The sequence below is a fragment of the Streptomyces sp. CT34 genome, from assembly GCF_000805335.1.
Taxonomy (GTDB): Bacteria; Actinomycetota; Actinomycetes; order Streptomycetales; family Streptomycetaceae; genus Streptomyces.
On record NZ_KN708638.1, the window covers coordinates 1,796,773 to 1,818,630 of the forward strand.

General features: G+C 74.1%; 21 protein-coding genes and 1 pseudogene. 3 read left to right on the forward strand and 19 right to left on the reverse strand.

Translation table 11 applies throughout. The annotated features are described in order from the left end of the window. The 5 genes from RZ84_RS40775 to RZ84_RS08045 form a co-directional block, all read right to left on the reverse strand. A partial coding sequence (locus RZ84_RS40775; RefSeq protein ID WP_241778024.1) for a helix-turn-helix domain-containing protein occupies nucleotides 1-165 on the reverse strand: 165 nt, incomplete at its 3' end. A 55-nt stretch (nucleotides 166-220) separates the two neighbouring features. Continuing rightward, nucleotides 221-1,123: a helix-turn-helix domain-containing protein gene (locus tag RZ84_RS08030; RefSeq protein ID WP_241777620.1), complete on the reverse strand. Its 903-nt coding sequence runs from the start codon at nucleotides 1,121-1,123 to the stop codon at nucleotides 221-223. Nucleotides 1,124-1,152: 29 nt separating this feature from the next. After that, complete coding sequence (locus RZ84_RS08035; RefSeq protein WP_241777621.1) at nucleotides 1,153-2,115, reverse strand: hypothetical protein; 963 nt, start codon at nucleotides 2,113-2,115, stop codon at nucleotides 1,153-1,155. After that, on the reverse strand, nucleotides 2,112-3,383 hold the full coding sequence (locus tag RZ84_RS08040; RefSeq protein WP_043263710.1) for a glycosyltransferase: 1,272 nt from the start codon (nucleotides 3,381-3,383) through the stop codon (nucleotides 2,112-2,114). Before RZ84_RS08040 ends, RZ84_RS08035 begins: the two co-directional genes overlap by 4 nt. Nucleotides 3,384-3,582: 199 nt before the next feature. Beyond that, nucleotides 3,583-4,185 carry a LysM peptidoglycan-binding domain-containing protein gene (locus RZ84_RS08045; protein WP_043263711.1) on the reverse strand — a complete coding sequence of 201 codons (603 nt, stop codon included), beginning with the start codon at nucleotides 4,183-4,185 and terminating at the stop codon, nucleotides 3,583-3,585. Nucleotides 4,186-4,468: 283 nt separating this feature from the next. Between RZ84_RS08045 and RZ84_RS08050 the strand changes: the two genes are divergently transcribed. Both RZ84_RS08050 and RZ84_RS08055 read left to right on the forward strand, forming a co-directional pair. Further along, entirely contained in the window at nucleotides 4,469-5,305 is an 837-nt protein-coding gene (locus RZ84_RS08050) for a hypothetical protein (protein WP_198539954.1), read from the forward strand. Between the two features lie 171 nt (nucleotides 5,306-5,476). Beyond that, the gene (locus tag RZ84_RS08055; RefSeq protein WP_347232737.1) at nucleotides 5,477-5,773 is read left to right on the forward strand and encodes a hypothetical protein; all 297 of its coding nucleotides are present in this window, start codon (nucleotides 5,477-5,479) and stop codon (nucleotides 5,771-5,773) included. A 99-nt stretch (nucleotides 5,774-5,872) separates the two neighbouring features. Here the strand turns inward: RZ84_RS08055 and der are convergent, their stop codons facing one another. The 5 genes from der to aroH form a co-directional block, all read right to left on the reverse strand. Continuing rightward, nucleotides 5,873-7,336, reverse strand: a complete 1,464-nt coding sequence (der, locus tag RZ84_RS08060) for a ribosome biogenesis GTPase Der (RefSeq protein WP_043263713.1) — start codon at nucleotides 7,334-7,336, stop codon at nucleotides 5,873-5,875. 69 nt (nucleotides 7,337-7,405) lie between these two features. Further along, complete coding sequence (locus RZ84_RS08065; protein ID WP_043263714.1) at nucleotides 7,406-8,059, reverse strand: lysophospholipid acyltransferase family protein; 654 nt, start codon at nucleotides 8,057-8,059, stop codon at nucleotides 7,406-7,408. After that, complete coding sequence (cmk, locus tag RZ84_RS08070; protein WP_043263715.1) at nucleotides 8,056-8,790, reverse strand: (d)CMP kinase; 735 nt, start codon at nucleotides 8,788-8,790, stop codon at nucleotides 8,056-8,058. The genes RZ84_RS08065 and cmk overlap by 4 nt, the downstream gene beginning before the upstream one ends. Before the next feature lie 85 nt (nucleotides 8,791-8,875). Further along, entirely contained in the window at nucleotides 8,876-9,961 is a 1,086-nt protein-coding gene (locus RZ84_RS08075; protein ID WP_043263716.1) for a prephenate dehydrogenase, read from the reverse strand. Beyond that, complete coding sequence (gene aroH, locus RZ84_RS08080; protein WP_043263717.1) at nucleotides 9,958-10,320, reverse strand: chorismate mutase; 363 nt, start codon at nucleotides 10,318-10,320, stop codon at nucleotides 9,958-9,960. Before aroH ends, RZ84_RS08075 begins: the two co-directional genes overlap by 4 nt. A gap of 197 nt (nucleotides 10,321-10,517) precedes the next feature. On the opposite strand from aroH, the gene RZ84_RS08085 reads away from it, so the two are divergent. Next, entirely contained in the window at nucleotides 10,518-11,219 is a 702-nt protein-coding gene (locus RZ84_RS08085; RefSeq protein WP_043263718.1) for a nucleotidyltransferase domain-containing protein, read from the forward strand. A gap of 4 nt (nucleotides 11,220-11,223) precedes the next feature. Here RZ84_RS08085 and RZ84_RS08090 read toward each other — a convergent pair. The 9 genes and pseudogenes from RZ84_RS08090 to RZ84_RS08130 all read right to left on the reverse strand — a co-directional run bounded on the left by RZ84_RS08090 (nucleotide 11,224) and on the right by RZ84_RS08130 (nucleotide 21,739). Further along, nucleotides 11,224-12,086: pseudogene (locus RZ84_RS08090) on the reverse strand (nucleotidyltransferase domain-containing protein). Further along, nucleotides 12,079-13,098 (reverse strand): ADP-ribosylglycohydrolase family protein, encoded by a 1,020-nt coding sequence (locus RZ84_RS08095; RefSeq protein WP_043263719.1) that lies wholly within the window; start codon nucleotides 13,096-13,098, stop codon nucleotides 12,079-12,081. Before RZ84_RS08095 ends, RZ84_RS08090 begins: the two are co-directional and overlap by 8 nt. A gap of 69 nt (nucleotides 13,099-13,167) precedes the next feature. Beyond that, a complete protein-coding gene (locus tag RZ84_RS08100; RefSeq protein ID WP_043263720.1) occupies nucleotides 13,168-14,271 on the reverse strand; it encodes a pseudouridine synthase in 1,104 nt (367 codons plus the stop codon). Next, nucleotides 14,234-14,908 carry an SMC-Scp complex subunit ScpB gene (gene scpB, locus RZ84_RS08105; RefSeq protein ID WP_052230444.1) on the reverse strand — a complete coding sequence of 225 codons (675 nt, stop codon included), beginning with the start codon at nucleotides 14,906-14,908 and terminating at the stop codon, nucleotides 14,234-14,236. The genes RZ84_RS08100 and scpB overlap by 38 nt, the downstream gene beginning before the upstream one ends. A 41-nt stretch (nucleotides 14,909-14,949) precedes the next feature. After that, nucleotides 14,950-16,125: a segregation and condensation protein A gene (locus tag RZ84_RS08110; RefSeq protein ID WP_043263721.1), complete on the reverse strand. Its 1,176-nt coding sequence runs from the start codon at nucleotides 16,123-16,125 to the stop codon at nucleotides 14,950-14,952. A 91-nt stretch (nucleotides 16,126-16,216) separates the two neighbouring features. Then, nucleotides 16,217-16,855 carry a hypothetical protein gene (locus RZ84_RS08115; protein ID WP_078893629.1) on the reverse strand — a complete coding sequence of 213 codons (639 nt, stop codon included), beginning with the start codon at nucleotides 16,853-16,855 and terminating at the stop codon, nucleotides 16,217-16,219. Beyond that, entirely contained in the window at nucleotides 16,840-18,003 is a 1,164-nt protein-coding gene (locus RZ84_RS08120; RefSeq protein ID WP_078893630.1) for a ParA family protein, read from the reverse strand. Before RZ84_RS08120 ends, RZ84_RS08115 begins: the two co-directional genes overlap by 16 nt. A 341-nt stretch (nucleotides 18,004-18,344) precedes the next feature. Then, on the reverse strand, nucleotides 18,345-19,460 hold the full coding sequence (ald, locus tag RZ84_RS08125) for an alanine dehydrogenase (RefSeq protein WP_043269389.1): 1,116 nt from the start codon (nucleotides 19,458-19,460) through the stop codon (nucleotides 18,345-18,347). Nucleotides 19,461-19,627: 167 nt separating this feature from the next. Next, nucleotides 19,628-21,739, reverse strand: a complete 2,112-nt coding sequence (locus tag RZ84_RS08130; protein WP_043263724.1) for a tetratricopeptide repeat protein — start codon at nucleotides 21,737-21,739, stop codon at nucleotides 19,628-19,630. Between the last annotated feature and the right edge of the window lie 119 nt (nucleotides 21,740-21,858).

Below are 21,858 nucleotides of genomic sequence, written 5' to 3' on the forward strand. Positions count from 1 at the left end.
GGGCGCGGAGTGGACGGGATACCCCAGTTCGCGCAGCCGGTCGACGTCCCGCCGGACGGTGCGCGGGGTGACGCCGAGGCGGTCGGCGAGCTCCGCCCCCGGCCACTCGCGGTGGGACTGGAGCAACGAGAGCAGACGCAGCAGACGCGCCGAGGTGTCCAACATCCCCCGAGTCTCCCAGCGTTCGGGACCGCCGCGCACGACTGGCTGGTCGGCCCGCTCAGCCGTCGCGGCCGAGCGCGCCGACCAGCCAGTCGTGCGCGGCCCCCATCGTCGGGCCGCCGCCTCCGGTCGCCTCGTCGACATACCGCCAGTACGCCCGCATCCGCGGGTCCTCACCGGCCGCCGTGACCGCCCGCAGCCCGGCGCGGAACGCGGGGCTGTCCCGCCTGCGGTACGCGCGGGCATGCGCGGCCACGAAGGAGTCCAGCTCGTCACCGGGGCCGGGCGCACGGCCCGCGGCGAGCGCCGCGGCGGCCAGCGCGTACGCCTCGCCCAGCCCCCGGTAGAGCGCCACCGGGTCGGTGTCCCCGGCCAGGGCCGCCGTCCGGCGCACCCGGCGGCAGCGTTCGGCCAGGCCCCCGGTGCCGGCCGCGGTGAGCGCGTGCAGCCGGGCGTAGCCGACGACCTGGGCCGGTTCGGGGTCCGCGGGCGGGACCGGCACCGCGGCGTCGATGACCGCGGCACGCAGCGCGGGCGGCAGCGCGCGGGGCAGCTGCCGGCGCCAGAAGCGGACCGCGATGTCGCCGGTCGGCGGCAGCGGGAGGCCGCCCAACAGCCGCAGCAGCGCCGGGCGTTGCTCCCCGGGCGCCTCGGTGAGGGCGCGCAGCGCGGCTTCCTGCCAGCGCAGCGCGGTGAGCTGCCCGCCGACCGCGGCGAGCCGCCCGGCCAGCGCCCGCTCCAGGGAGCCGCCCGCCAGCGCCTCGGCGACGTCCGGCAGCGGCATCCCGAAGGCGCGCAGATCCCGGATCCGCCGCAGCCGGTCCAGGGCCTCCGGCCCGTAGCGCCGGTGCCCGCCCGCGCTGCGGCCGGCGTCCGGGAGCAGCCCCTGGTCCGAGTAGTGGCGCACGGTCTTGACCGTCACCCCCGCCCGGCGGGCCAACTCCCCGATGCTCAGCGGCACTCCGCCGGACTCCTCCGCCATCGCGGGCGCTATCCGCGCGCGGCCGGGCCGGTGACGCGGATGGCCAGGTCGTTGTCGAGCGTGTAGTACGGGCCGATCCGCAGCGCCCCGGCCGCGGCCCGCACCGTCAGCGCCGGGTAGCTGAACACCTGCTTCTTGTCCGCGACATCGTCCAGCAGGCGGGCGATACGGACCGGCCGGGCGCCCTCGGCGGGGCGCAGCCACAGGTCCCACGGCCCGCTGCCGCGCCGCCAGCCCGCGGCCAGCTCGTCGTAGGGGACGGTGAAGGTGAAGTCCGGGCCGTCGACGGCCAACGGGACGGTGACGGCGGCCGGTTCCTCGTCCGCGCCGCGCACCCGGGCCTCGGCCCGCGCGCCATCCGCCGGACTCGCCCCGTAGAGGCGGCCGGTGACCGTCATGCCCTCGGGCGCCACGAGGATGTCGCCGGCCTCGGCGTGCGGTCCGCGCAGCCAGCTGCGCAGCGCGAGGTTGCCGAGCTTGGTCGCGTACGGGATCCGGACGCCGAGCCGACCGATGCCCGTCAGCGGCCGGCGGTCCACCAGCGAGCGCAGGTCGTTGACACCGGGCAGCAGCCGGCGCGGGTCGCGGCCGTCGCCCAGGTCGGCATAGGCGTTCCAGCGGCCCTCGGCGAGCGCGACGGTGCTGGGCAGTACGGCGCGCAGCCGGCCGGAGCCGTTCGGCCCGAGCGGGAGCCGCACCTCGTCGTCGGTGCCGTCGGCCCGCGCACCACCGCGCAGCCGCAGCACCAGGGCCGCGCTCCAGGAAGTGCCGGTTCCCTGGGGGACGTTCAGATCGAAGGTGAGGCCGCCCGCGGAGTCCGCGATGCAGTCGGCCTTCAGGTCCACCGGCACCGGCGGTTCCTCTCCCGTTGCCGTGGTCCGCCGCTCCCCCGGCCGGCCGCTGTCGGGTCTGCGGGCCGGGCGCCCGGCCGCGCCGGGCCCGGTGACGGTGGACCGCGTCGAGGCGTTCATGCCGTCCGCACCCCTCTCACCGCGGCGCGGGCGGTGTGCTCGGCGGCGTACTTGGCGGCGTAGGCACCGCCCACCAGGGCGCCCCGGGCGCGGTGCAGGGAGTCGCGCAGGCTGCTGCCGCGCCGCACCGCGAGCAGTTCGTCGAAGAGCGCGGCATGGCGCACGGCGACCGCGGCCGGGTCGAAGCGGGCGGACGAGGCGAGCGCGGCGGCGCCCATCCGCCTGCGGGCGGCGTCGTCGCCGATCAGCGCGAGCAGCGCACCGGTCAGCGCCGCCGGTTTCCCGGCCGGCACCAGCCTGCCGTCCACCCCGTCCGCGACGATCTCGCCCGGCCCGCCGGGGCAGTCGGTGGCGACGACGGGCAGTCCGCAGCGCATCGCCTCGGCGGCGGTCGTCGCGGACGGCTCCCGGCCGGCGGTGACCGCGGCGATGGAGCCCTTGGCCCACTCGGACTCCAGCGGACCGGCCGGGCCCATCAGGAACACGTGGTTGTACAGGCCGAGTTCGTCGATGAGGGCGCGCAGCGCGGCCTTCTCGGTGCCGCCGCCGTAGATCCGCAGCCGCCAGTCGGGGCGCACGGCGACGACCCCGGCGAAGGCCCGGACGAGGATGTCGAAGCGGGTGGCCCGGGTGAGCCGGCCGGCCGCCACCACCCACTTGCCGCTGCCGTCGGCGGGCGCCAGGCGCGGCGCGGGCACCCCGCTGGGCAGCGCCTCGACGCGGACGCCGGGCAGCCGCAGCCCGCGGCGCCAGGCGCGGGCGTCGGCCTCGCCTGCGGTGAGGACGGCGTCCAGCCGCGGATAGGCCCCGCGCAGCGCCGACTTGAGCGCCCGGCCGTGGGCGTCCAGGCCGATCCGCTCCTGGCCCACCCGGAGCGGGCCGCGGCGGGTCTGCCGGGCGACGTGCACGTTCAGTCCGGGCCGGGTGCCGACCACCACGTCCGCCTCGGTCCGGCGCAGGTACTGCGCGATCCGGCGGTCGGTGAGCTCGCTGTACTGACCGGAGCGGCTGTCGGCGGCCGGGAAGACCCGGGCCGGGCGGGCGTGCGCCGGGTCGGCGCGGTCGCGGGCGGGGCCGTGCGCCCGGAGGTCCACGAGATGCCGCAGCGCGACGCCGGGGCCGAGCTCCACGGCCGGGGCGTCGCGGTACCGCAGCACGGAGACGATCTCGACGTCGTGCCGCTCGGCGAGGGCACCCGCCAGGCCGAACGTCGTACGGACCGTCTCCCCGGTGCCATAGGCATGGTGAATGAGGAATGAGATGTGCATCCGTCCCCGCGTCCCCTGGTCTCCGCTCGTCCCGGTCCCCCCGCGGACCACATCGCCCGCCCCGACGGCCTCCTGCGTCCGGCTGTTTGAAGAGCAAGACCGACGAACGGCCTTCACGGTTGGGGGTGTTCGCCAAGTCGTGCCGAAAAGGTTAGGGCATCGGTACCCGGTTCCGGGAACTCTGGCGGAAACGGAGCGCTCAGACGGTGCTTCGGACGCGCGGCACCGGAAGCATCAGCCGGGTCCCGACCTTCAACCGCTCCGGACGCTCCCCGACGGTCTTGCGGTTGGCCTTGTACAGCGCCCGCCAGCCGCCCTTGACGTGGTATCGGTGCGCGATCCCGGAGAGGGTGTCACCGCGCCGTACGACATGGATGCGGTCCTTGATCAGCCCGTAGCGCCGGGCGCACACCGGCCAGGCGCCCCAACCCTGGTCGGCCTGCACCCTCTTGGCCACCGTGATCTGCTCGTCCCGGGTCGCGAGGTCGGCGCGCCCGGCGTACCGGAGGCCGCCGTACGCCTCCCAGGTGGGCTGCCAGAACTGCAGGCCGCCGTAGTAGTCGTTGCCGGTGTTGATGTGCCAGTCGCCGCTGCTCTCGCACTCGGCGAGGCACCCCCACGGCCACTCGTCGTCGGCGCAGGCGTACGGGGGCCGGCCGCCGCCCTTGCCGCCGCCCTTGCCGCCCGGCTCACCGTCGGCGACGGCGCCACTGGGAAAGCACAGGACCACGGCAGCGGCTGCCGCGGTGAGCAGCCCGACGGATTCCGCGATACGCCGCGGCGCCGAAGAATTGTCCGACATAGCCGGTGACGGTAGGCAGCGGGCCGCCGGGCGCCACCGCGCCGCGCCCTCCGCACCGCGAACCCACCCGGTCCGGTGTACGGATCGCCGCCACCTGGGCCACGTTCTGCACGGGTATTGGCGGTGTGTGACCGGTTCCCTGCCCCCTTTCCGCTGATTCCCGCTGTACGCCGATTGGTTCGATTCTGTTCCCGTCCGCGCGTGACTCTCCCGATGGTCACCCGTTGTCCTTGTACGAGCCGGGAGACCGCCCGGCAGCCGCTCAGAGATCGAGGAGCCACCCGTGCCGCGCATGCTCGACGTCAGCGACGACGTTCGCGCCGAGATCGGCGACGAAGAAGCCGACCGCCTGCTGGCCGGTGACGATGCCCCCGGCAGCTACGACTGCACCTCCTGCCGGACCCCCGGTGACAGCGAGCAGGAGCGGACCAGCACCGTACTCTTCGTCGGCGAGGAGACCGCGGTCCTCGCGTTCGCGCACGCCACGTGCATCCCCTCGCAGGTCGTGCCGGTGTCCGAGGAGCAGCTCCGGGGCGCCGTGCGCTCGATCACCGGCGAGGACGCCGCGCCCCGCACCCCCGGCTCCGAGCCCGCACCGCCTGCCCCGCCCGCCTCGCCGGCCCCGCCCGCCCCGATCCCCACCAGCGACCGCCAGGCGACCCTCGGCATCACCTGCGGCCTGGTCCTGGTCAAGGAAGAGCTGCACCCCGCCCTGGTGGTGGAGCCCAACGGCCCGATCGCCCGCCCCGGATCGGCCGGCCTGGAGGACGACTTCCTGCCGCTGCTCATCGAGCACGGCTTCGCCCCGGTGACGGACATGAACACGCTGCCCGCCCCGGTCGCCGGCTGGTCCGCGCTGCTGGCGATGGGCAAGCTGCACGCCGTCCTCCAGCCCGGCACCGCCGGCAGCCAGCAGGCCTGGTGGCAGGCCCACCAGCCGCTGGCGGTCTCGGACGGCTGGCGCACCGCGGCCAACAAGGCCAAGACCGTGCTGATGTACGCCGCGCCCTCCGGCGCCATCGGCCATCAGCCGCGCGAGGACCTCATGCGCCAGGCGCTGGAGAAGGCCGCCGAGGACGGCAAGCTGGTCGCCGCGTCGATGCCGCTGGCCGGGACCTGACCGGACGTTCCCCCGATCGCGGGAGTACGACCGCCCGATGTGGCGGCATTACTCCCGCGATCAGCCATTTCCGACAGAAAGCCGCATCCCGGGGCCATCGGGGTCGTTGGCACCTACGTGCACGCATACGACCCCTCCCCCCGCGCCCCGTACCCCCACTCGATCCCCGCGATGCGGCCGTCCCGCGAACACCGGACGCCGCACCCCGCCGACCGCGGCTCCGCCACGCCGATCTACGACGCGTTGTACGCCGAGTACCGGCGCTCCTTCCGGGCGCTGCCCGGGGACCGTACGGACGAGGTGGAGGTACCGGAATCGCTGCGCGGCAGTGCGAGTTGGCGGCGCACCACGGCCTCGACGGGCCACTGGGAGGCCGTCGGCCGGCAGCCGTTCCAGCCCCGGGGCGGCCAGATGCAGGCCCTGCCGCCGGGGCAGCGGGACCCCTCCCGGCCCCCCGGCGGTCACTGACACCTGCCGACCGCCCCGGGAGAGAGAAACCGCCGCCCCCGCTGCTTCGCTCGCGCTGCTCGGCCGTCCGCTACTTCTCCGCTACTTCTTCTCGTCCTGCTACTTCTTCTTACTGTTGCGCTTCTCGCGCACCCGCACGGAGATGTGGATCGGCGTCCCCTCGAAGCCGAACTCCTCACGGAGCCGCCGCTCGATGAACCGGCGGTAACCGGCCTCCAGGAAGCCCGAGGCGAAGAGCACGAAGCGCGGCGGCTTGGTGCCGGCCTGGGTGCCGAAGAGAATGCGGGGCTGCTTGCCGCCGCGGATCGGGTGCGGGTGGGAGGCCACGATCTCACCGAGGAAGGCGTTCAGCCGGCCGGTGGGGATCCGGGTCTCCCATCCGGCCAGCGCGGTCTCGATCGCCGGGACCAGCTTTTCCATGTGGCGGCCGGTGCGCGCGGAGACGTTGACCCGCATCGCCCACGGGATCTGCACGAGGTCCCGCTCGATCTCACGCTCCAGATAGAAGCGGCGCTCCTCGTCGAGGGTGTCCCACTTGTTGTAGGCGATGACCAGGGCACGGCCGGCCTCCACGGCCATGGTGATGATCCGCTGGTCCTGGACGCTGATGGACTCCCCGGCGTCGATCAGGACGACCGCGACCTCGGCCTTCTCCACGGCCGCCGCGGTGCGCAGCGAGGCGTAGTAGTCGGCGCCCTCCTGGAGGTGCACCCGGCGGCGGATACCGGCGGTGTCCACGAACTTCCAGGTCTTGCCGCCCAGTTCGATCATCTCGTCGACCGGGTCGCGGGTGGTGCCGGCCATCTCGTTGACCACCACCCGCTCCTCGCCGGCGACCTTGTTGAGCAGCGACGACTTGCCGACGTTCGGGCGGCCGATCAGCGCGATCCGGCGGGGGCCGCCGACGGTGGCGCCGAAGGTCTGCGCGGGCGCCTCGGGCAGCGCCTCCAGCGCGGCGTCGAGCATGTCGCCGGTGCCGCGGCCGTGCAGCGCGGAGACCGGGTGCGGCTCGCCGAGGCCCAGCGACCACAGCATGGCGGCGTCCGCCTCGCCGGACGGGCCGTCGACCTTGTTGGCGACCAGGACCACCGGCTTGCCGGAGCGGCGCAGCAGCTTGACCACGGCCTCGTCGGTGTCGGTCGCGCCGACCTTGGAGTCCACGACGAAGACCACCGCGTCGGCGGCCTCGATGGCGAACTCGGCCTGCATCGCCACGGAGGCGTCGATGCCGAGCACGTCCTGCTCCCAGCCGCCGGTGTCGACGACCTTGAAGCGGCGGCCGTTCCAGTCGGCCTCGTAGGTGACCCGGTCGCGGGTGACGCCCGGCCGGTCCTCGACGACCGCCTCGCGGCGGCCGATGATGCGGTTCACCAGCGTCGACTTGCCGACGTTGGGACGGCCGATGACGGCGAGGACCGGCAGCGGGCCGTGGCCGGCCGCGGCGATGTCGCCCTCGACCTCTTCCAGGTCGAAGCCCTCTTCCGCGGCGAGCTCCATGAACTCCGCGTACTCGGCGTCGCCAAGCGCACCGTGCTCGTCGCCGGTGTGGATCTGCTCGTTCATGAAGTCCGTTCCTCGTTCATCCATGTGGTCGGTGGGCCGCTCGTGGCCGGCCCACTACTCAAGTGTCGGTCAGCGCCCGGTAAGGCGCCGGGCCTGTGCCAGGTGGGCGGTCAGCCGCTCCTGGATCCGTACGGTCGCCTCGTCCAGCGCCTTACGGGTGCGCCGCCCACTGCCGCCCGCCTCGAACGCGTCCCCGAAGACGACGTCGATGCGACTGCGCAGCCGCGGCAGGGCCGGGGTGAGCCGGCTGGGGCGGTCGGTGCTGCCGAGCACCGCCACCGGGACGACCGGGGCGCCGGAGCGCACCGCGAAGTACGCGAGCCCGGCCCGCAGGGAGGCGAAGTCGCCCTCGCCGCGGGTGCCTTCCGGGAAGATCCCCAGTACCCCGCCGGCCGCCAGCACCCCGAGCGCGTCGGTGATCGCCTTGCGGTCGGCGGCCTGGCGGTCCACCTTCAGCTGCCCGATGCCCCGCAGGAACGGGTCCAGCGGGCCGACGAAGGCTTCCTTCTTGATCAGGAAGTGCACCGGTCGCGGCGCCGTGCCCATCAGCATCGGTCCGTCGATGCCGTGGGAGTGGTTGACGGCGAGGATCACCGGTCCGCTGGCCGGTACCCGCCAGGCGCCCAGCACCCGCGGCTGCCACAGGCCGTACATCAGCCCGATGCCGATCCGCCTGCCGACCGCGGCGCCCCGGGGGCTCGGCGGCTTGCCGGAGTCGGTCACCGGGCGACCCGCCCCGCTTTTTCGGCGCTGACGCCCTCGACGAGGGTGACCACGCACTCGATGACCTGATCCAGCGTCAGGTCGGTGGTGTCGACCTCGACCGCGTCGTCCGCCTTGGCCAGCGGGGAGGTCTTGCGGGAGGAGTCGGCGGCGTCCCGCTTGATCAGCGCCTCGCGGGTGGCGGCCAGATCGAGGGCGTCCTTGCCCTTGAGCTCACCGTTGCGCCGGGCCGCCCGCGCCTCCGGGGAGGCGGTGAGGAAGACCTTGAGGTCGGCGTCCGGCAGGACGGTTATGCCGATGTCCCGGCCCTCGACGACGATGCCGTGCGGCGCCGCGGCGGCGATGCTGCGCTGGAGGTCGGTGATCCGGGCGCGCACCTCGGGGACGGCGCTGACCGCGCTGACCGCGGCGGTGACCTCCTGGCTGCGGATCGGGCCCGCGGCGTCGAGGCCGTCGACGGTGATGGTCGGGGCGGCCGGGTCCGTACCGGAGACGATCACCGGCTTGGCGCTGGCGTCGGCCACCGCGACCGCGTCGTCGACGTCGATGCCGTTGGTCAGCATCCACCACGTGATCGCGCGGTACTGCGCGCCGGTGTCGAGGTAGCCGAGTCCCAGCGTGGCGGCGACGGCCCTGGACGTGCTGGACTTGCCCGTGCCTGCGGGGCCGTCGATGGCGACAATCACTGCAGCCGGGGCGGTCCGAGCGGCGGTTTCCACGGTGACGAACACCTTTCTTGTACACGGGGCGGCGGTCCAGGGCACCAAGGGCCTCGGACAAGGTTACTGGCTGCGCCGCAGAGCGCCGTCCACGGAGTCACTGCCGGATCGACCACCCCCGCTCCCGCAGCTCCGCGGTCAGTACCGGCACCGCCGGCGGCTCGACCGTCAGCTGGATGAAGCCGGCCTGCTGGCCGGTGGCGTGCTCGATGCGGACGTCCTCGATGTTGACCCCGGCACGGCCCGCGTCGGCGAAGATCCGGGCGAGCTCGCCGGGCTGGTCGCCGATGTAGACCGCGACGGTCTCGTACGCGGCCGGGGCGGCGCCGTGCTTGCCGGGCACCCGCTCGCGGCCGGCGTTGCCCCGGCGGAGCACGTCGGCGATGCCGGTGGCCCCGCTGCCTCGCTTGTCCTCGTCGGCGGACTCCAGGGCACGCAGCGACCGCACGGTCGCGTCCAGATCGGCGGCGACCTCGGCCAGCACATCGGCGACCGGGCCGGGGTTGGCGGACAGGATGTCGATCCACATCGCCGGATCCGAGGCCGCGATCCGGGTCACGTCCCGGATGCCCTGGCCGCAGAGCCGCACCGCGGTCTCGTCGGCGCCCCTGAGGCGGGCCGCGACGAGGCTGGAGAGCAGCTGCGGGGTGTGCGACACCAGGGCGACGGCGCGGTCGTGCGCGTCCGCGTCCATCACCACCGGGACCGCCCGGCACAGCGCGACCAGTTCCAGCGCGAGATTGAGCACCTCGGTGTCACCGCCGGGGACCGGGGTGAGCACCCAGGGGCGGCCCTCGAAGAGATCCGCGGTGGCGGCCAGCGGTCCGGAGCGCTCCCGGCCGGCCATCGGGTGCGTCCCGAGATAGCCGGACAGATCGCAGCCCAGCGCCTCCAGCTCGCGGCGCGGGCCGCCCTTGACGCTGGCGACGTCGATGTACGCCCGCGCCGCACCGCGCCGCATGGCGCCGGCCAGCGCCGTCGCGACATGGGCCGGCGGCACCGCGACGATCACCAGGTCGACCGGGCCCGGCGGCGCCTCGGCCGTACCGGCGCCGAGCGCGGCGGCCGTCAGGGCCTGCGCCTGGTCGTGGTCCTCCAGGAACACCTGGACGCCCCGGGCGTTCAGCGCCAGCGCGGCGGAGGTGCCGATCAGGCCCGTTCCGATGACGAGTGCGGTCCTCACTGGGCGATGTCCTTCCGCAGCGCTCCGGCGGCCCCCAGGTAGACATGGGCTATCCCGGCCTTGGACAGCCCGGTCTCCACATGGGCCAGCACCCGCACCACGCGCTCCATCGCGCCGGCGACGTCCAGCTCCTGGGCGCAGATCAGCGGGACGTCCGTGATGCCCAGGCCGCGCGCGGCGGCGGCCGGGAAGTCGCTGTGCAGATCGGGGGTGGCGGTGAACCACACGCTGATCAGGTCGTCCGGCACCAGGTCGTTGCGCTCCAGAATGGCGGTGAGCAGCTCGCCGACCTGCTCCTTCATGTGCTCCGCGTCGTCCCGCTCCAGCTGGACGGCCCCGCGGACGGCTCGTACCGCCACGTCACTGCTCCCCTGCGTCGTGTGCCGCGTCGCGCACCCTCGGCGCGCCCCGTGCCCGTGCGATGTGCACGCACGATCAGCGTAATCGGCCGCACCGACATCCGTCCGCGCGGCCGGTGGGCGAGATGGCCGGCCGGGCACCCCCGCTGCTGTCAACCCGGTGACAGCGGCCCGCCCCACCAGCGAGAATCGCCGCCATGCCGGAAGCCGCCACCTCTCATTCCCTGGTCACCGAGCACACCGTGTACGCGTGTGTGATGGGCTCGCGCGCCTTCGGGCTCGCCACCGGGACCAGCGACACCGACCGCCGCGGGGTCTACCTCGCGCCCACCTCGCTCTTCTGGCGGTTCGAGAAGCCGCCGACCCATGTGGAAGGGCCGCGCGAGGAGGAGTTCTCCTGGGAGCTGGAACGGTTCTGCCAGCTCGCGCTGCGCGCCAACCCCAACATCCTGGAGTGCCTGCACTCGCCCTTCGTGGAGCACGCCGACGCCACCGGCCGGGAACTGCTCGCGCTGCGCGGGGCGTTCCTCTCCCGGCAGGCGCACCGCACCTTCACCGGCTATGCCACCGGCCAGCTCAAACAGCTGCACGCCGATGTGCGGCGGTACGGCGCGCCCCGCTGGAAGCACGCCATGCATCTGCTGCGGCTGCTGGCCTCCTCCCGCGACCTGCTGCGTACCGGCGTCCTGACGCTGGACGTCGGCCCGGCCCGCGAGGAGCTGCTGGCCGTCCGGCGCGGCGAGGTGGCCTGGGAGGCGGTGCAGCGCCGGATGGCGGCGCTGTCCGAGGAGGCCGACGCGGCGGTGTCCGGCTCGCCGCTGCCCGCCGAGCCGGACCGGGCCCGGGGGGCGGACTTCCTCTACCGGACCCGCCCCGACTCCGCGCTGGGCCTGGTCTGACCGGTCAGCCCCGCCCGGTGCCGCCGAGCCGGGCCCGGACGACCAGATCGTGCAGCGCGTCCCGGGCACCCGGCGCGTCCGGCAGCGCGGTGGCGGCCTGCGCGGCGTCCAGCCGGGCGTGCAGCGCCTCGACGTCGGTGCGCAGCCGGGCCGGGTCCACCACCGCGCCGGCCGGGCCGTGTTCCGCCGCCTCCTTGGCCGCGATCAGCTCGGGTACGTAGGCGGGCATCGCCAACTCGCCGACCAGGGTGGGCAGATGGGGCTCCAGGCGACCACTGGCCATCAGGTGGATGCCGGTCAGCAGCACCCGCAGGGTGTACAGCAGCGGCTTCAGCTCGCCGGTCTTCTCGAACAGCCGCCACTGGGTGCCCGCGAAGCCGCGGTAGTGGTGCGCGTGATGGGCGGTGAGCAGCCCCGGCGCGAGCGCGACGAGCTCCTCGTGGACGGGCGTGGTGTGCACGACCAGCGGGGAGAGCAGCTGCTCCAGGACGTAGCCGTTGCGGCGCAGCTGGGGGCACCTCCCGGCCGAAGGCTGGGGGAAAGCCGGGCGAACTTCCGCAGGTCGTGCGAGACCAGGTCCATCTCGACGCCGTCCCGGTCCCCCATCAGCGTCCGGGTCTCCTCGGGCTCGCGCAGCCCCACGAGGTCGGCCACCGGCAGCAGATGGGCGCCGCGCAGGTCCACGTCGGAGTCGCGGGACGGGAAGCCGTAGAGGTGCGCGCCGGAGACCGTGGCGAAGACCAGCGGGTCGTGCTGCTCCCCGACGATCGCGTCCAGGTCGACTGCGGGCAGCCCGGCCGCCCGCAGTACCGCGTCCCGCCCGGCGGGCGCCGCGGTGCCGCCGACGGCCGTCAGGTGCTCAGGCATCCCAGGCCGCTCCCAGCGCCAGCAGCTCCTCGCGGTACTCGATCCGCCCGGCCCACTCCTCGGGCCACGCCCCGGGCCCCAGCCGGGCCCCCGCGAAGGCGCCCGTGAGGCAGGCGATCGAGTCGGAGTCGCCGGACGTGCAGGCCGCCCGGCGCAGCGCGGTGAGCGGCTCCTCCGGGAAGAGCAGGAAGCACAGCAGCCCGGTGGCCAGCGCCTCCTCGGCGATCCAGCCGGCGCCGGTGGCCAGGCACGGATCGGCCTCCGGGTCCGGCGCGGCGAGCGCCGCGTCCAACCGGTCCAGCACGCCCAGGCACTCGTCCCAGCCGCGCGCGATGAAGGACACCGCCGTGGGGGCCTGGGACCGGCGCCAGAGGTCGCCGAGCCAGTCCTCCCGGTAGACGGTGCGCTGCGCGTGCGCGTACGCCCGCAGCAGGCCGGGCAGTTCGGCCGGGCGGGCGCCGTCGGCGAGCGCCCGTACGGCATACGCGGTCAGGTCGCTGGCGGCGAGACCGGTGGGGTGCCCGTGGGTCAGCGCGGACTGGAGCTGCGCGGCGCCGGAGCGCTGCGCGGCGGTCAGGCGCGGCGCCAGCCCGATGGGCGCGACCCGCATGTTGGCGCCGCAGCCCTTCGACCCGATCTGGCTGGCGTCGGCCCAGGCCCGCGACGGGGAGCTGAGCAGTTCGCAGGCGCGCAGGCAGGTGCCGCCCGGCGCCCGGTTGTTGTCGGGCGAGCGCCACCAGGCCACGTACGCGTCCCGTACGGGCTTCTCCAGTCCCGTCGCGGTCAGTTCGCCGCGCGCCATGGCCGTCCGCAGCCCGCGCCCCAGCGCGAGCGTCATCTGCGTGTCGTCGGTGACGAACGCCGGCGTCGGCAGGTCCATCGCCCGCCACGGCCCGCACTTCGCCAGGATCCCCGGCACATCGCTGAACTCGGTCGGAAAGCCCAGCGCGTCACCGAGCGCCAGCCCGATCAGCGACCCCGTGGCCGCACGCCCCCCGTGGAGCTGCCCCATAAGAAAACCACCCCTTAATCGTCATGATGACATTAAGGGGTGGCCCGGCACCGCCGCAAGCGGCTTCGCCTACAGGTCGACCTCGCGCATCAGCATGCCGACCTCGGTGTTGGTCATCCGGCGCAGCCAGCCCGACTTCTGGTCGCCCAGGGCGATCGGGCCGAAGTGCGTCCGGACCAGCTTGTCCACGGGGAAGCCGGCCTCGGCGAGCATCCGGCGCACGATGTGCTTGCGGCCTTCGTGGAGGCTCACCTCGACGAGGTAGTTCTTGCCGGTGTTCTCCACGACCCGGAAGTGGTCGGCGCGCGCATAGCCGTCCTCCAGCTGGATGCCGTCCTTGAGCTGCTTGCCCAGGTCGCGCGGGAGGGGCCCCTGGATGGCGGCGAGGTAGGTCTTGCGGACGCCGTAGCGCGGGTGGGTCAGCCGGTGGGCCAGCTCGCCGTGGTTGGTGAGCAGGATGATGCCCTCGGTCTCGGTGTCCAGCCGGCCGACGTGGAAGAGCCGGGTCTCCCGGTTGGTGACGTAGTCGCCCAGGCACTGGCGCCCGTCCGGGTCCTCCATCGTGGAGACCACACCGGCCGGCTTGTTCAGCGCGAAGAAGAGGTACGACTGGGTCGCGACGGTCAGGCCGTCGACCTTGATCTCGTCCTTCTCCGGGTCGACCCGGACGCCCTGCTCCATGACGATCTCGCCGTTGACCTCGACGCGCGCCTGGTCGATCAGCTCCTCGCAGGCCCGCCGCGAGCCCATACCGGCCCGGGCCAGCACCTTCTGGAGCCGCTCGCCCTCCTGCTCGCCGAAGGTCTTGGGGGTCTTGACCTGCGGCTTGTCGTAGCGGGCACGGTTGCGCTCCTCGATCTTGGCGTCGTACTCGCGGGACCGCGCGGGCGCCTGGCCCCGGCCGCGCTGCGGACCGCCCTTGCCGCCCGGCCGGCCGCCCTGGGACGCGCCCGTCCGGGGACCGCCCTTGGCGCCGCCGCGGGCCGCCGCGCCGCGGGCGCCGCCCTTGCCGCCGCCCCGGCGCTCGTCGCTGCCGGCGGATCCGCCCACGTCGTAGCGGCGCTCCTCGGGACGGGGGCGGCCCGCGCGCTGCTGCTTCTCGTCCCGCTTGTTGCCAGCTCCGCGGTAGTTGCCCTTACCGCTGCCGCTGCTGTTCCTGCCGCTGCTTCGCATCATGATCCGTCTGAGAGTCGCCGCTGTCGTCTACGTCGAACGACGGGATACCTTCCGGGGAGTCGCCCTCGACCGCGTCCGCCTCCGGGAGGAACGGTGCCAGCTCAGGGAGCTCGTCCAGGCCGCGCAGGCCCATCCGCTCCAGAAAGTAGTTCGTCGTCCTGTACAGGATCGCACCTGTTTCAGGTTCCGTCCCCGCCTCCTCCACCAGGCCGCGCTGGAGGAGCGTGCGCATCACACCGTCACAGTTGACTCCGCGTACGGCCGAGACGCGGGAACGGCTGACCGGCTGACGGTACGCGACCACGGCCAGAGTCTCCAATGCGGCCTGCGTGAGCCGCGCCTGCTGGCCGTCCAGGACGAAGCTCTCCACCGCGTCCGCGTAGGCGGCCCGGGAGTAGAACCGCCAGCCCCCGGCCACCAGCCGCAGATCGAAACCGCGCCCCTCGCGGGTGTAGTCGTCGGACAGCTCGCGCAGCGCCAGCGCGACCGCCCGGCGGGGCCGCGCCAGCACCCTGGCCAGGTGCTCCTCGGTCGCCGGCTCGTCGACGACCATGAGGACGGCCTCCAGCGCCGGCTTCAGCTCCAGCCCTTCGAGGCCCAGCGCCCCGGTGGGCGCATCCGCGGCCTCCGGCAGCTCCCCGGGGCCCTGCTCCGTGATGTCGTACGCCGCGCCGCTCACGCCCGCGCCTCCTCGTCCTCGTCCGCCACGTCCGCGTCCTCGTCCGCCGGGTCCGCCGTGCCCGCTGCCCCCGCCGCGCCCGCCGGCCCGGTCGGCTCCCGCCCGTCCGGCTCCCGGTCGAACTCGTCGGTGACCACCGGCGCGGCCCCCTCCGCGCCCGTCCAGCGCACCGTCAGCGCCCCCAGGGCCTCCTCCTGGTCCAGCGCCACCACCCGCTCCCGGTAGAGCTCCAGCAGAGCCAGGAAGCGCGCCACGACGGTGAGGGTGTCCGGTGCGTCCGCGACCAGCTCCTGGAAGCCGGCCTGGCCCACCTCCCGCAGCCGCGCCATCAGCACACCGGCCTGCTCCCGGACACTCACCAGGGGCGCGTGGATGTGGTCCACGTAGACCTGCGGCCTGGCCTTGGGCTGCATCGCCTTCACAGCCAGCTTGGCGAACCCCTCCGCCCCGATGCTGATGACGACCTCGGGCAGCAGCTCGGCGTGCTGTGGCTCCAGACCGACCGTACGGGGGTGGCGGCGCGCCTCGTCGGCCAGCCGGCCGCTGAAGATGTCCGCGATCTCCTTGTAGGCGCGGTACTGGAGCAGCCTGGCGAAGAGCAGGTCCCGGGCCTCCAGGAGGGCCAGGTCCGCCTCGTCCTCCACCTCGGCGGCGGGCAGCAGCCGGGCCGCCTTGAGGTCCAGCAGCGTGGCCGCGACGACCAGGAACTCCGTGGTCTGGTCGAGGTCCCAGTCCGGCCCCATGGCCCGGATGTGCGCCATGAACTCGTCGGTCACCTTGGACAGCGCGACCTCGGTGACATCCAGCTTGTGCTTGGAGATCAGCTGGAGCAGCAGGTCGAAGGGGCCCTCGAAGTTGTCCAGTCGGAGGGTGAAGCGCCCGTCACCGCCCTCCCGGGGAGCCTCGTCGGCGGGGGCGGCGGCCTCACCCGCCCCGGGGTCCCCGGCCGCGCTCTCCCGCGGCGCGGCCCCGCCCGGTACGGCCTCGGGTGACACGGCCTCAGGTGGCACGGCCTCGGACGGCGCGGTGTCCGCCGGCGCGGCCTCGGGCGGCTCACCGGAGGCCGGCGTTTCCGGGGCCGCTTCCGGTGCGGCCCGCGGGACCGCCCCCGGCCCCCGGCCCAGGGCTCGTCGGGCGCGGGGGGCGGGGGCGTCTTCGTCGGTCGTGGGCATCGCGGTCCAGGGTGCTGCGGTCCCGCGCCTCGGGGCGGCGGGCTGGTCACGGCGGACGTCCCGCCGAAGAAGGAGGCTATCCGGCGGACAGCTAGCGACCGCGCAGCCGCCGCACCAGGATGCTGGCGTCGCCGCGCGACTCCAGGTCGGCGAGGACCACGGCCACCGCCTCGCGGACGATCCGGCCGCGGTCGACGGCGAGTCCGTGCTCGCCGCGCAGGACCAGGCGGGCGTGTTCCAGGTCCATGAGCTCCTCGGCGGAGACATAGACGGTGATCTTCTCGTCGTGCCGTTCCCGGCCGCTGGGGCGGCGGTTGGCGCCGCGCCCGCCGCGCCGGCGGCCCGACCCCGCGGTCTGCGCGCTCTCCCCCTCGCCGCGGCCCGACCGGCCCGCCGGCGTCCGGTGCCCCTTGGGGCTCTCCGGCTCCGGCTCCCGGCCGCTGTGCTCGGCCGGCGCCCCGGCGGGCGCCGTACGCCCCGCTGAGGCGCCGTCGGCGGCCGGCGCGCCCTCGGGGGCCGCGCCGTTCTCCGGCCGCCGCTGCCGGGCGGCGGTGGCCGCCTCGGGCGCGTCCGCGGCGGAGTCCGCCTCGCCGGCCGGCGCAGGCACCCGGGGTGCCTCGCCGGCCGGGGCGCCGTTCGTCGTGCGACGGGGAGCGGACGGCTGCAGCCCCACTCCCCCGGTGGTACGGAACAGTTCGTCGGCTCCGGGCAGACTCACTCGGCGTGACACCGGGCGAGCACCTCCCTGGCGAGCTGGCGATAGGCGGCGGCGCCCACGGAGTTGGACGCGTACGTGGTGATCGGCTCGCCCGCGACGGTGGTCTCGGGGAAGCGGACCGTACGGCCGATGACGGTGTGGTAGACGTGGTCGTCGAATGCCTCGACGACACGTGCCAGTACCTCGCGGCTGTGCACCGTACGGGAGTCGTACATCGTCGCCAGGATGCCGTCCAGCTCCAGTTCGGGGTTGAGCCGCTCCTGGACCTTCTCGATCGTCTCGGTCAGCAGCGCGACACCGCGCAGCGCGAAGAACTCGCACTCCAGCGGCACGATGACCTTGTGAGCGGCGGTCAGTGCGTTGACGGTCAGCAGACCGAGCGAGGGCTGGCAGTCGATGACGATGTAGTCGTAGTCGGACAGCAGCGGCTTCAGCGCCCGCTGGAGGGTCGACTCGCGGGCGACCTCGCTGACCAACTGCACCTCTGCCGCTGACAAATCGATATTGCTGGGCAGCAGATCCATGTTGGGGACCGCGGTCTTGAGCAGGACCTCGTCGGCCGACATGCCCCGCTCCATGAGCAGGTTGTAGACCGTCAGGTCGAGCTCCATCGGGTTGACGCCGAGTCCGACGGACAGGGCTCCCTGGGGGTCGAAGTCGACGAGCAGCACCCGTCGTCCGTATTCGGCGAGTGCGGCGCCCAGGTTGATGGTCGAGGTGGTCTTGCCGACCCCGCCCTTCTGGTTGCACATCGCAATGATTTTGGCGGGGCCGTGATCCGACAGCGGTCCCGGGATGGGGAAGTACGGGAGCGGCCGACCGGTCGGGCCGACGCGCTCGCGGCGCTGACGCGCGGCGTCCGGCGCGAGCGTCGCCGCGTATTCGGGGTCCGGCTCGTACTCCGCGTCCGGATCGTAGAAGTGCCCCTCGGGCAGGTCGTCGTAGTCGGCGAGACGGGCGGGTTCTCCACTGCCCCGGTCGCCGGCCATGGCGTTCACGTGATGGCCGTCCATGCTCTGCTGGGCTGTCGTGGAAGTGCTCTGGTGGGCTGCGAAGGTGTGGACCGCTACGGAGCCGACAGCCTCGCGCCCCGAGGGACCCTGGCCCCGTGCAACCGCTCCTGGCCGACCACCTCCGGGAGTAAATGTCGACTCATTCACAAGTCGTCTTACCTCCTTGGATGTGACCAGGAAACTTATCGATAGGTCAGCGTGGCACCATGCCGACGGTTGGCGACTCTATGGCGTGTCGGGCGTCCGCAGCAACACAATCCGCGTGACCCGGCCCGATGTGTCGGTAACGGAACCCCTCGATGTCAAGGGTGCACAGCGCACAACCGCGATGTTTCGGGGGTATGCGAATCGGTTAAAGGGTTACGTTCACGGCGAGTTGAGAGCCGGCCGCCGAAATCCGCCCCCGGGGCGTGTCGCACATGCGACCGGCCGGACCCTGTCGACAAGGCCCGGCCGGTTGTGCGGCATTGACGCGCGCGGTTGACGCCTCAGCCGAGGAGCGTGCGCAGTTCGGTGCACTCGAGACCGTGCGCCTCGGCGACCTCGGGGTAGACCACCTTGCCGTCGTGCGTGTTCAGGCCCTTGGCCAGCGCCGGGTCACGGCGCAGCGCCTCGACCCAGCCGCGGTTGGCCAGCTCCACGATGTACGGCAGCGTGGCGTTGGTGAGGGCGTAGGTGGAGGTGTTGGGCACCGCGCCGGGCATGTTGGCGACGCAGTAGAAGACCGAGTTGTGGACCTGGAAGGTCGGCTCGGCGTGCGTGGTCGGCCTGGAGTCCTCGAAGCAGCCGCCCTGGTCGATGGCGATGTCGACAAGAACACTTCCGGGCTTCATCTTGGCGACGAGCTCGTTGGTGACCAGCTTCGGGGCCTTGGCGCCCGGGATCAGGACCGCGCCGACGACCAGGTCGGCCTCGACGACGGCCTTCTCCAGCTCGTAGGCGTTGGAGACGATCGTCTGCACCTTGGTACCGAAGATCTTGTCGGCCTCGCGGAGCTTGTTGATGTCCTTGTCGAGCAGGGTGACGTGGAAGCCGAGGCCCACGGCGATCTGCACGGCGTTCCAGCCGGAGACGCCACCGCCGATGACGACGGCCTTGCCCGCCTGGACGCCCGGGACGCCGCCCGGCAGCACGCCGCGGCCACCGGCCTGGCGCATCAGGTGGTACGCGCCGACCTGCGGGGCGATCCGGCCGGCGACCTCGGACATCGGGGCGAGCAGCGGCAGCTGGCGGCCGGCCGTCTCGACGGTCTCGTAGGCGATGGCGGTGGTACCGGACGCCAGGAGGGCGTCGGTGCACTCCTTGGAGGCGGCCAGGTGCAGGTAGGTGAAGAGCGTCTGGTCCTTGCGGAGGCGGTGGTACTCCTCGGCGATCGGCTCCTTGACCTTCAGCAGCAGGTCGGCGGTGTCCCAGACCTCATCGGCGGTGTCGAGGATGGCGGCGCCCGCGGAGACGTACTCCTCGTTCGTGATGGACGAGCCGAGGCCGGCGTCCTTCTCGATGAAGACCTGGTGGCCGTTGCGGACGAGCTCGTTGACTCCGGCGGGCGTGATAGCCACCCGGAACTCGTTGTTCTTGACTTCGCGGGGGATGCCGACCTTCACGTCGATCACGGTCCTTGAATGAGGGCTTGCAGAGGAATTATCCCCTCATGCGATGCATGACGGAACTGACCGCGCCGTACGCGGCCCGCCCAGTCTATTGAAGGACCTCACGTTGTCTAGCCTTGCAAAGCATTAATTTTCTGGAATGCCACCACCGATTTCGTAGGTCAGTCGGGGTGCTCTTCTCGCAGGCGTTCTCCGGCGTCCCGGTGCAGCCGTGCCGCCGCCGGGTCACCGAGGCCGTCGAGGGTGTCCGCAATCCGCAGCTGGAGCCCCGTTTCGGCCCGCACATCGGACGCCTCGCGGGCGATGCCGAGGGCCTCCAGAAGGCTCCGCAGCGCCTCCTCGGGCCGCCCGGCGTGCTCGTGGACCCGGGCCGTCTCCCCCGTCGCCCGCGCCTGGCCGGCGAGATCACCGAGCCTGCGGTACGCCCGGGCGGCGGCCCGGCACTCCCGCAGCGCCTGCTCGTAGCGGCCGGTGAAGCCGAGTGCGGTGCCGATCCGGCCGTGCAGCCGCGCCGCGTCGGGCCGCTCGCCGCGGGCGAGCCGCAGCTCCAGCGCCCGCCCGTACCAGTCGGCGGCCCGGGTCCAGTCGCCCAGCTCGGCGTAGCCGTCCCCCAGCGACTCCAGGGCCCGGCCGGTGGCCGCCGGGTCCCGCACCGCACGCGCGGCCTCCAGTGCGCCCCGGTAGCGGCCCAGCGCCTGCTCGGTGCGGCCCGCTCGGGCGTCCAGGTCGCCGAGGTTCAGCAGGGCGGCGGCCTGCTCGCGCGCCAGCCCGCGCCGCGAGGCGGCCTCCAGGACGAGCCGGTACAGGGTGTAGAGCTCCGGTGCGGCGGCCTCGGGGCCGTGGTGGGCGAGCAGCGCCCGGGTCAGTGCGGCCAGCAACCGCCGGTCCAGGGTGTCGAGTTGGCCGTCGGCGACGGCGATCCGCGCGGCGTCCAGGAGTGCGTCGCGGCGGGTGCGCAGCCACTGCGCGGCGGCCGCCCGGGAGGGGAAGCGCAGCGACCGCGGCAGCCCCGCGGCCCTCCGGCGCGCGGGGGAGTCGGCCGGCTCGGCCGCCGCCCGGCAGGACTGGAGCAGCCGTACGGTCCGCTCCAGCATCCGGGCGCGGGCCAGCTGGACGTCGGCCGGCCGCTCGTGCTCCCCGAGCAGCTCGCGGGCGAGCGGGGCGAGGCAGCCGGGAAGCCGGTAGCGGGGGTAGGGCTCGGCGTCGGCGGGCGGGATCCCGGGGGCGTCCTCGGCGGGCACCGGCCGCAGCAGGCCGAGCGCGGCGAAGTCGTGCAGCACGGTGGCCGCCGCGTCGACCGCGCAGCCGCCCAGCGCGGCGGCGACATGGGCGTCCACCAGGCCGTCCGGGGCGAGGGTGGTCAGCCGCAGCATCCGGGCGGCGGGCTGCGGCAGCGCCGCGTAGGCGAGGCGGAAGGCGCGGTAGAGGGGGTGGTCGCCGGTGGGCAGGTCCGGCGGCACCGGGACGGCCCGCAGCGCCTGGCGCAGGTCGGCGACGGAGAACTTGGGACGGGCGGCGAGCCAGGCGCCCGCCAGTATCAGCGCGGCGGGCGGGCCGCCGCACTCCTCCGCGACGGCGTCCGCGGTCCGCGGGTCGACGGTGATCCTCGTCGGTCCCGCGTAGCGGCACAGCACCTCCACGGCCGCGGCGGCGTCCAGCCCGCCGAGGGCGCACGGCCGGACGTCCGGGATACCGGTCAGCGGCCCCTGGGAGACCACCACGACCAGGCAGTCCGGAGCGTCCGGGATCAGCGGCTCGACCGCTTCGGCGCCCGGCGCGTCGTCCAGCAGGAGCAGCGCCCGGCGCCCGGCGAGCGCGCCGCGCAGCGCCTCGGTCAGCTCGTCCTCGGGGGCGCCGGGCGGGGCGTCGGCGCCCAGCGCGCCGAGCAGGCCGCGGGCCGTGCGGTCGGTGGCGACGGGTTCGCCGCCGCGTCCGGTCAGTACGGCGCGCAGCACCCCGTCGGGATAGTCCTGCGCCAGCTCGCGGAGCAGTTCCTCGGCCAGGGCCGTGCGGCCGGATCCGGGGCGGCCGGCGATCAGCAGTACCCGGCTGCGGGCGCCCCGGCGGCCGGAGAGGGTGTCCAGGCCGGCCCGCCGGATGTCGGCGCGCAGGGCCTTGAGTTCACGGCGGCGGCCGGCGAACCCGGCGGGTACGGGGCGGGGTGCGGCACGGTCCTGACGGGGCCCCGGCGTCCGCCACTGCTGGGCCGCCGTGCCGGGCCCGCGCACCGTCTCCGGCGCGAGGTGCCTCCCGCCCACCGCCTGGTCCGTCACCGGTCACGCTCCCGTCCACCTGCGCGTACGTGCCCGCCGCGAGCGCGTACCGGCACGCTGCCGAGCGTAGTTCACGAACCGTCACGTCCCGTGCGGAGCAGGGCGGTTGGGTCACTCGA

What these genes read in the sequence shown, in the direction of transcription:
- RZ84_RS08035 (WP_241777621.1), bottom strand. Translation starts at nt 2,115, where the DNA reads ATGAACGCCTCGACGCGGTCCACCGTCACCGGGCCCGGCGCGGCCGGG.
- RZ84_RS08040 (WP_043263710.1), bottom strand. Translation starts at nt 3,383, where the DNA reads ATGCACATCTCATTCCTCATTCACCATGCCTATGGCACCGGGGAGACG.
- RZ84_RS08045 (WP_043263711.1), bottom strand. Translation starts at nt 4,185, where the DNA reads ATGTCGGACAATTCTTCGGCGCCGCGGCGTATCGCGGAATCCGTCGGG.
- RZ84_RS08055 (WP_347232737.1), top strand. Translation starts at nt 5,477, where the DNA reads ATGCGGCCGTCCCGCGAACACCGGACGCCGCACCCCGCCGACCGCGGC.
- der (WP_043263713.1), bottom strand. Translation starts at nt 7,336, where the DNA reads ATGAACGAGCAGATCCACACCGGCGACGAGCACGGTGCGCTTGGCGAC.
- RZ84_RS08085 (WP_043263718.1), top strand. Translation starts at nt 10,518, where the DNA reads ATGCCGGAAGCCGCCACCTCTCATTCCCTGGTCACCGAGCACACCGTG.
- RZ84_RS08095 (WP_043263719.1), bottom strand. Translation starts at nt 13,098, where the DNA reads ATGGGGCAGCTCCACGGGGGGCGTGCGGCCACGGGGTCGCTGATCGGG.
- RZ84_RS08100 (WP_043263720.1), bottom strand. Translation starts at nt 14,271, where the DNA reads ATGCGAAGCAGCGGCAGGAACAGCAGCGGCAGCGGTAAGGGCAACTAC.
- RZ84_RS08110 (WP_043263721.1), bottom strand. Translation starts at nt 16,125, where the DNA reads ATGCCCACGACCGACGAAGACGCCCCCGCCCCCCGCGCCCGACGAGCC.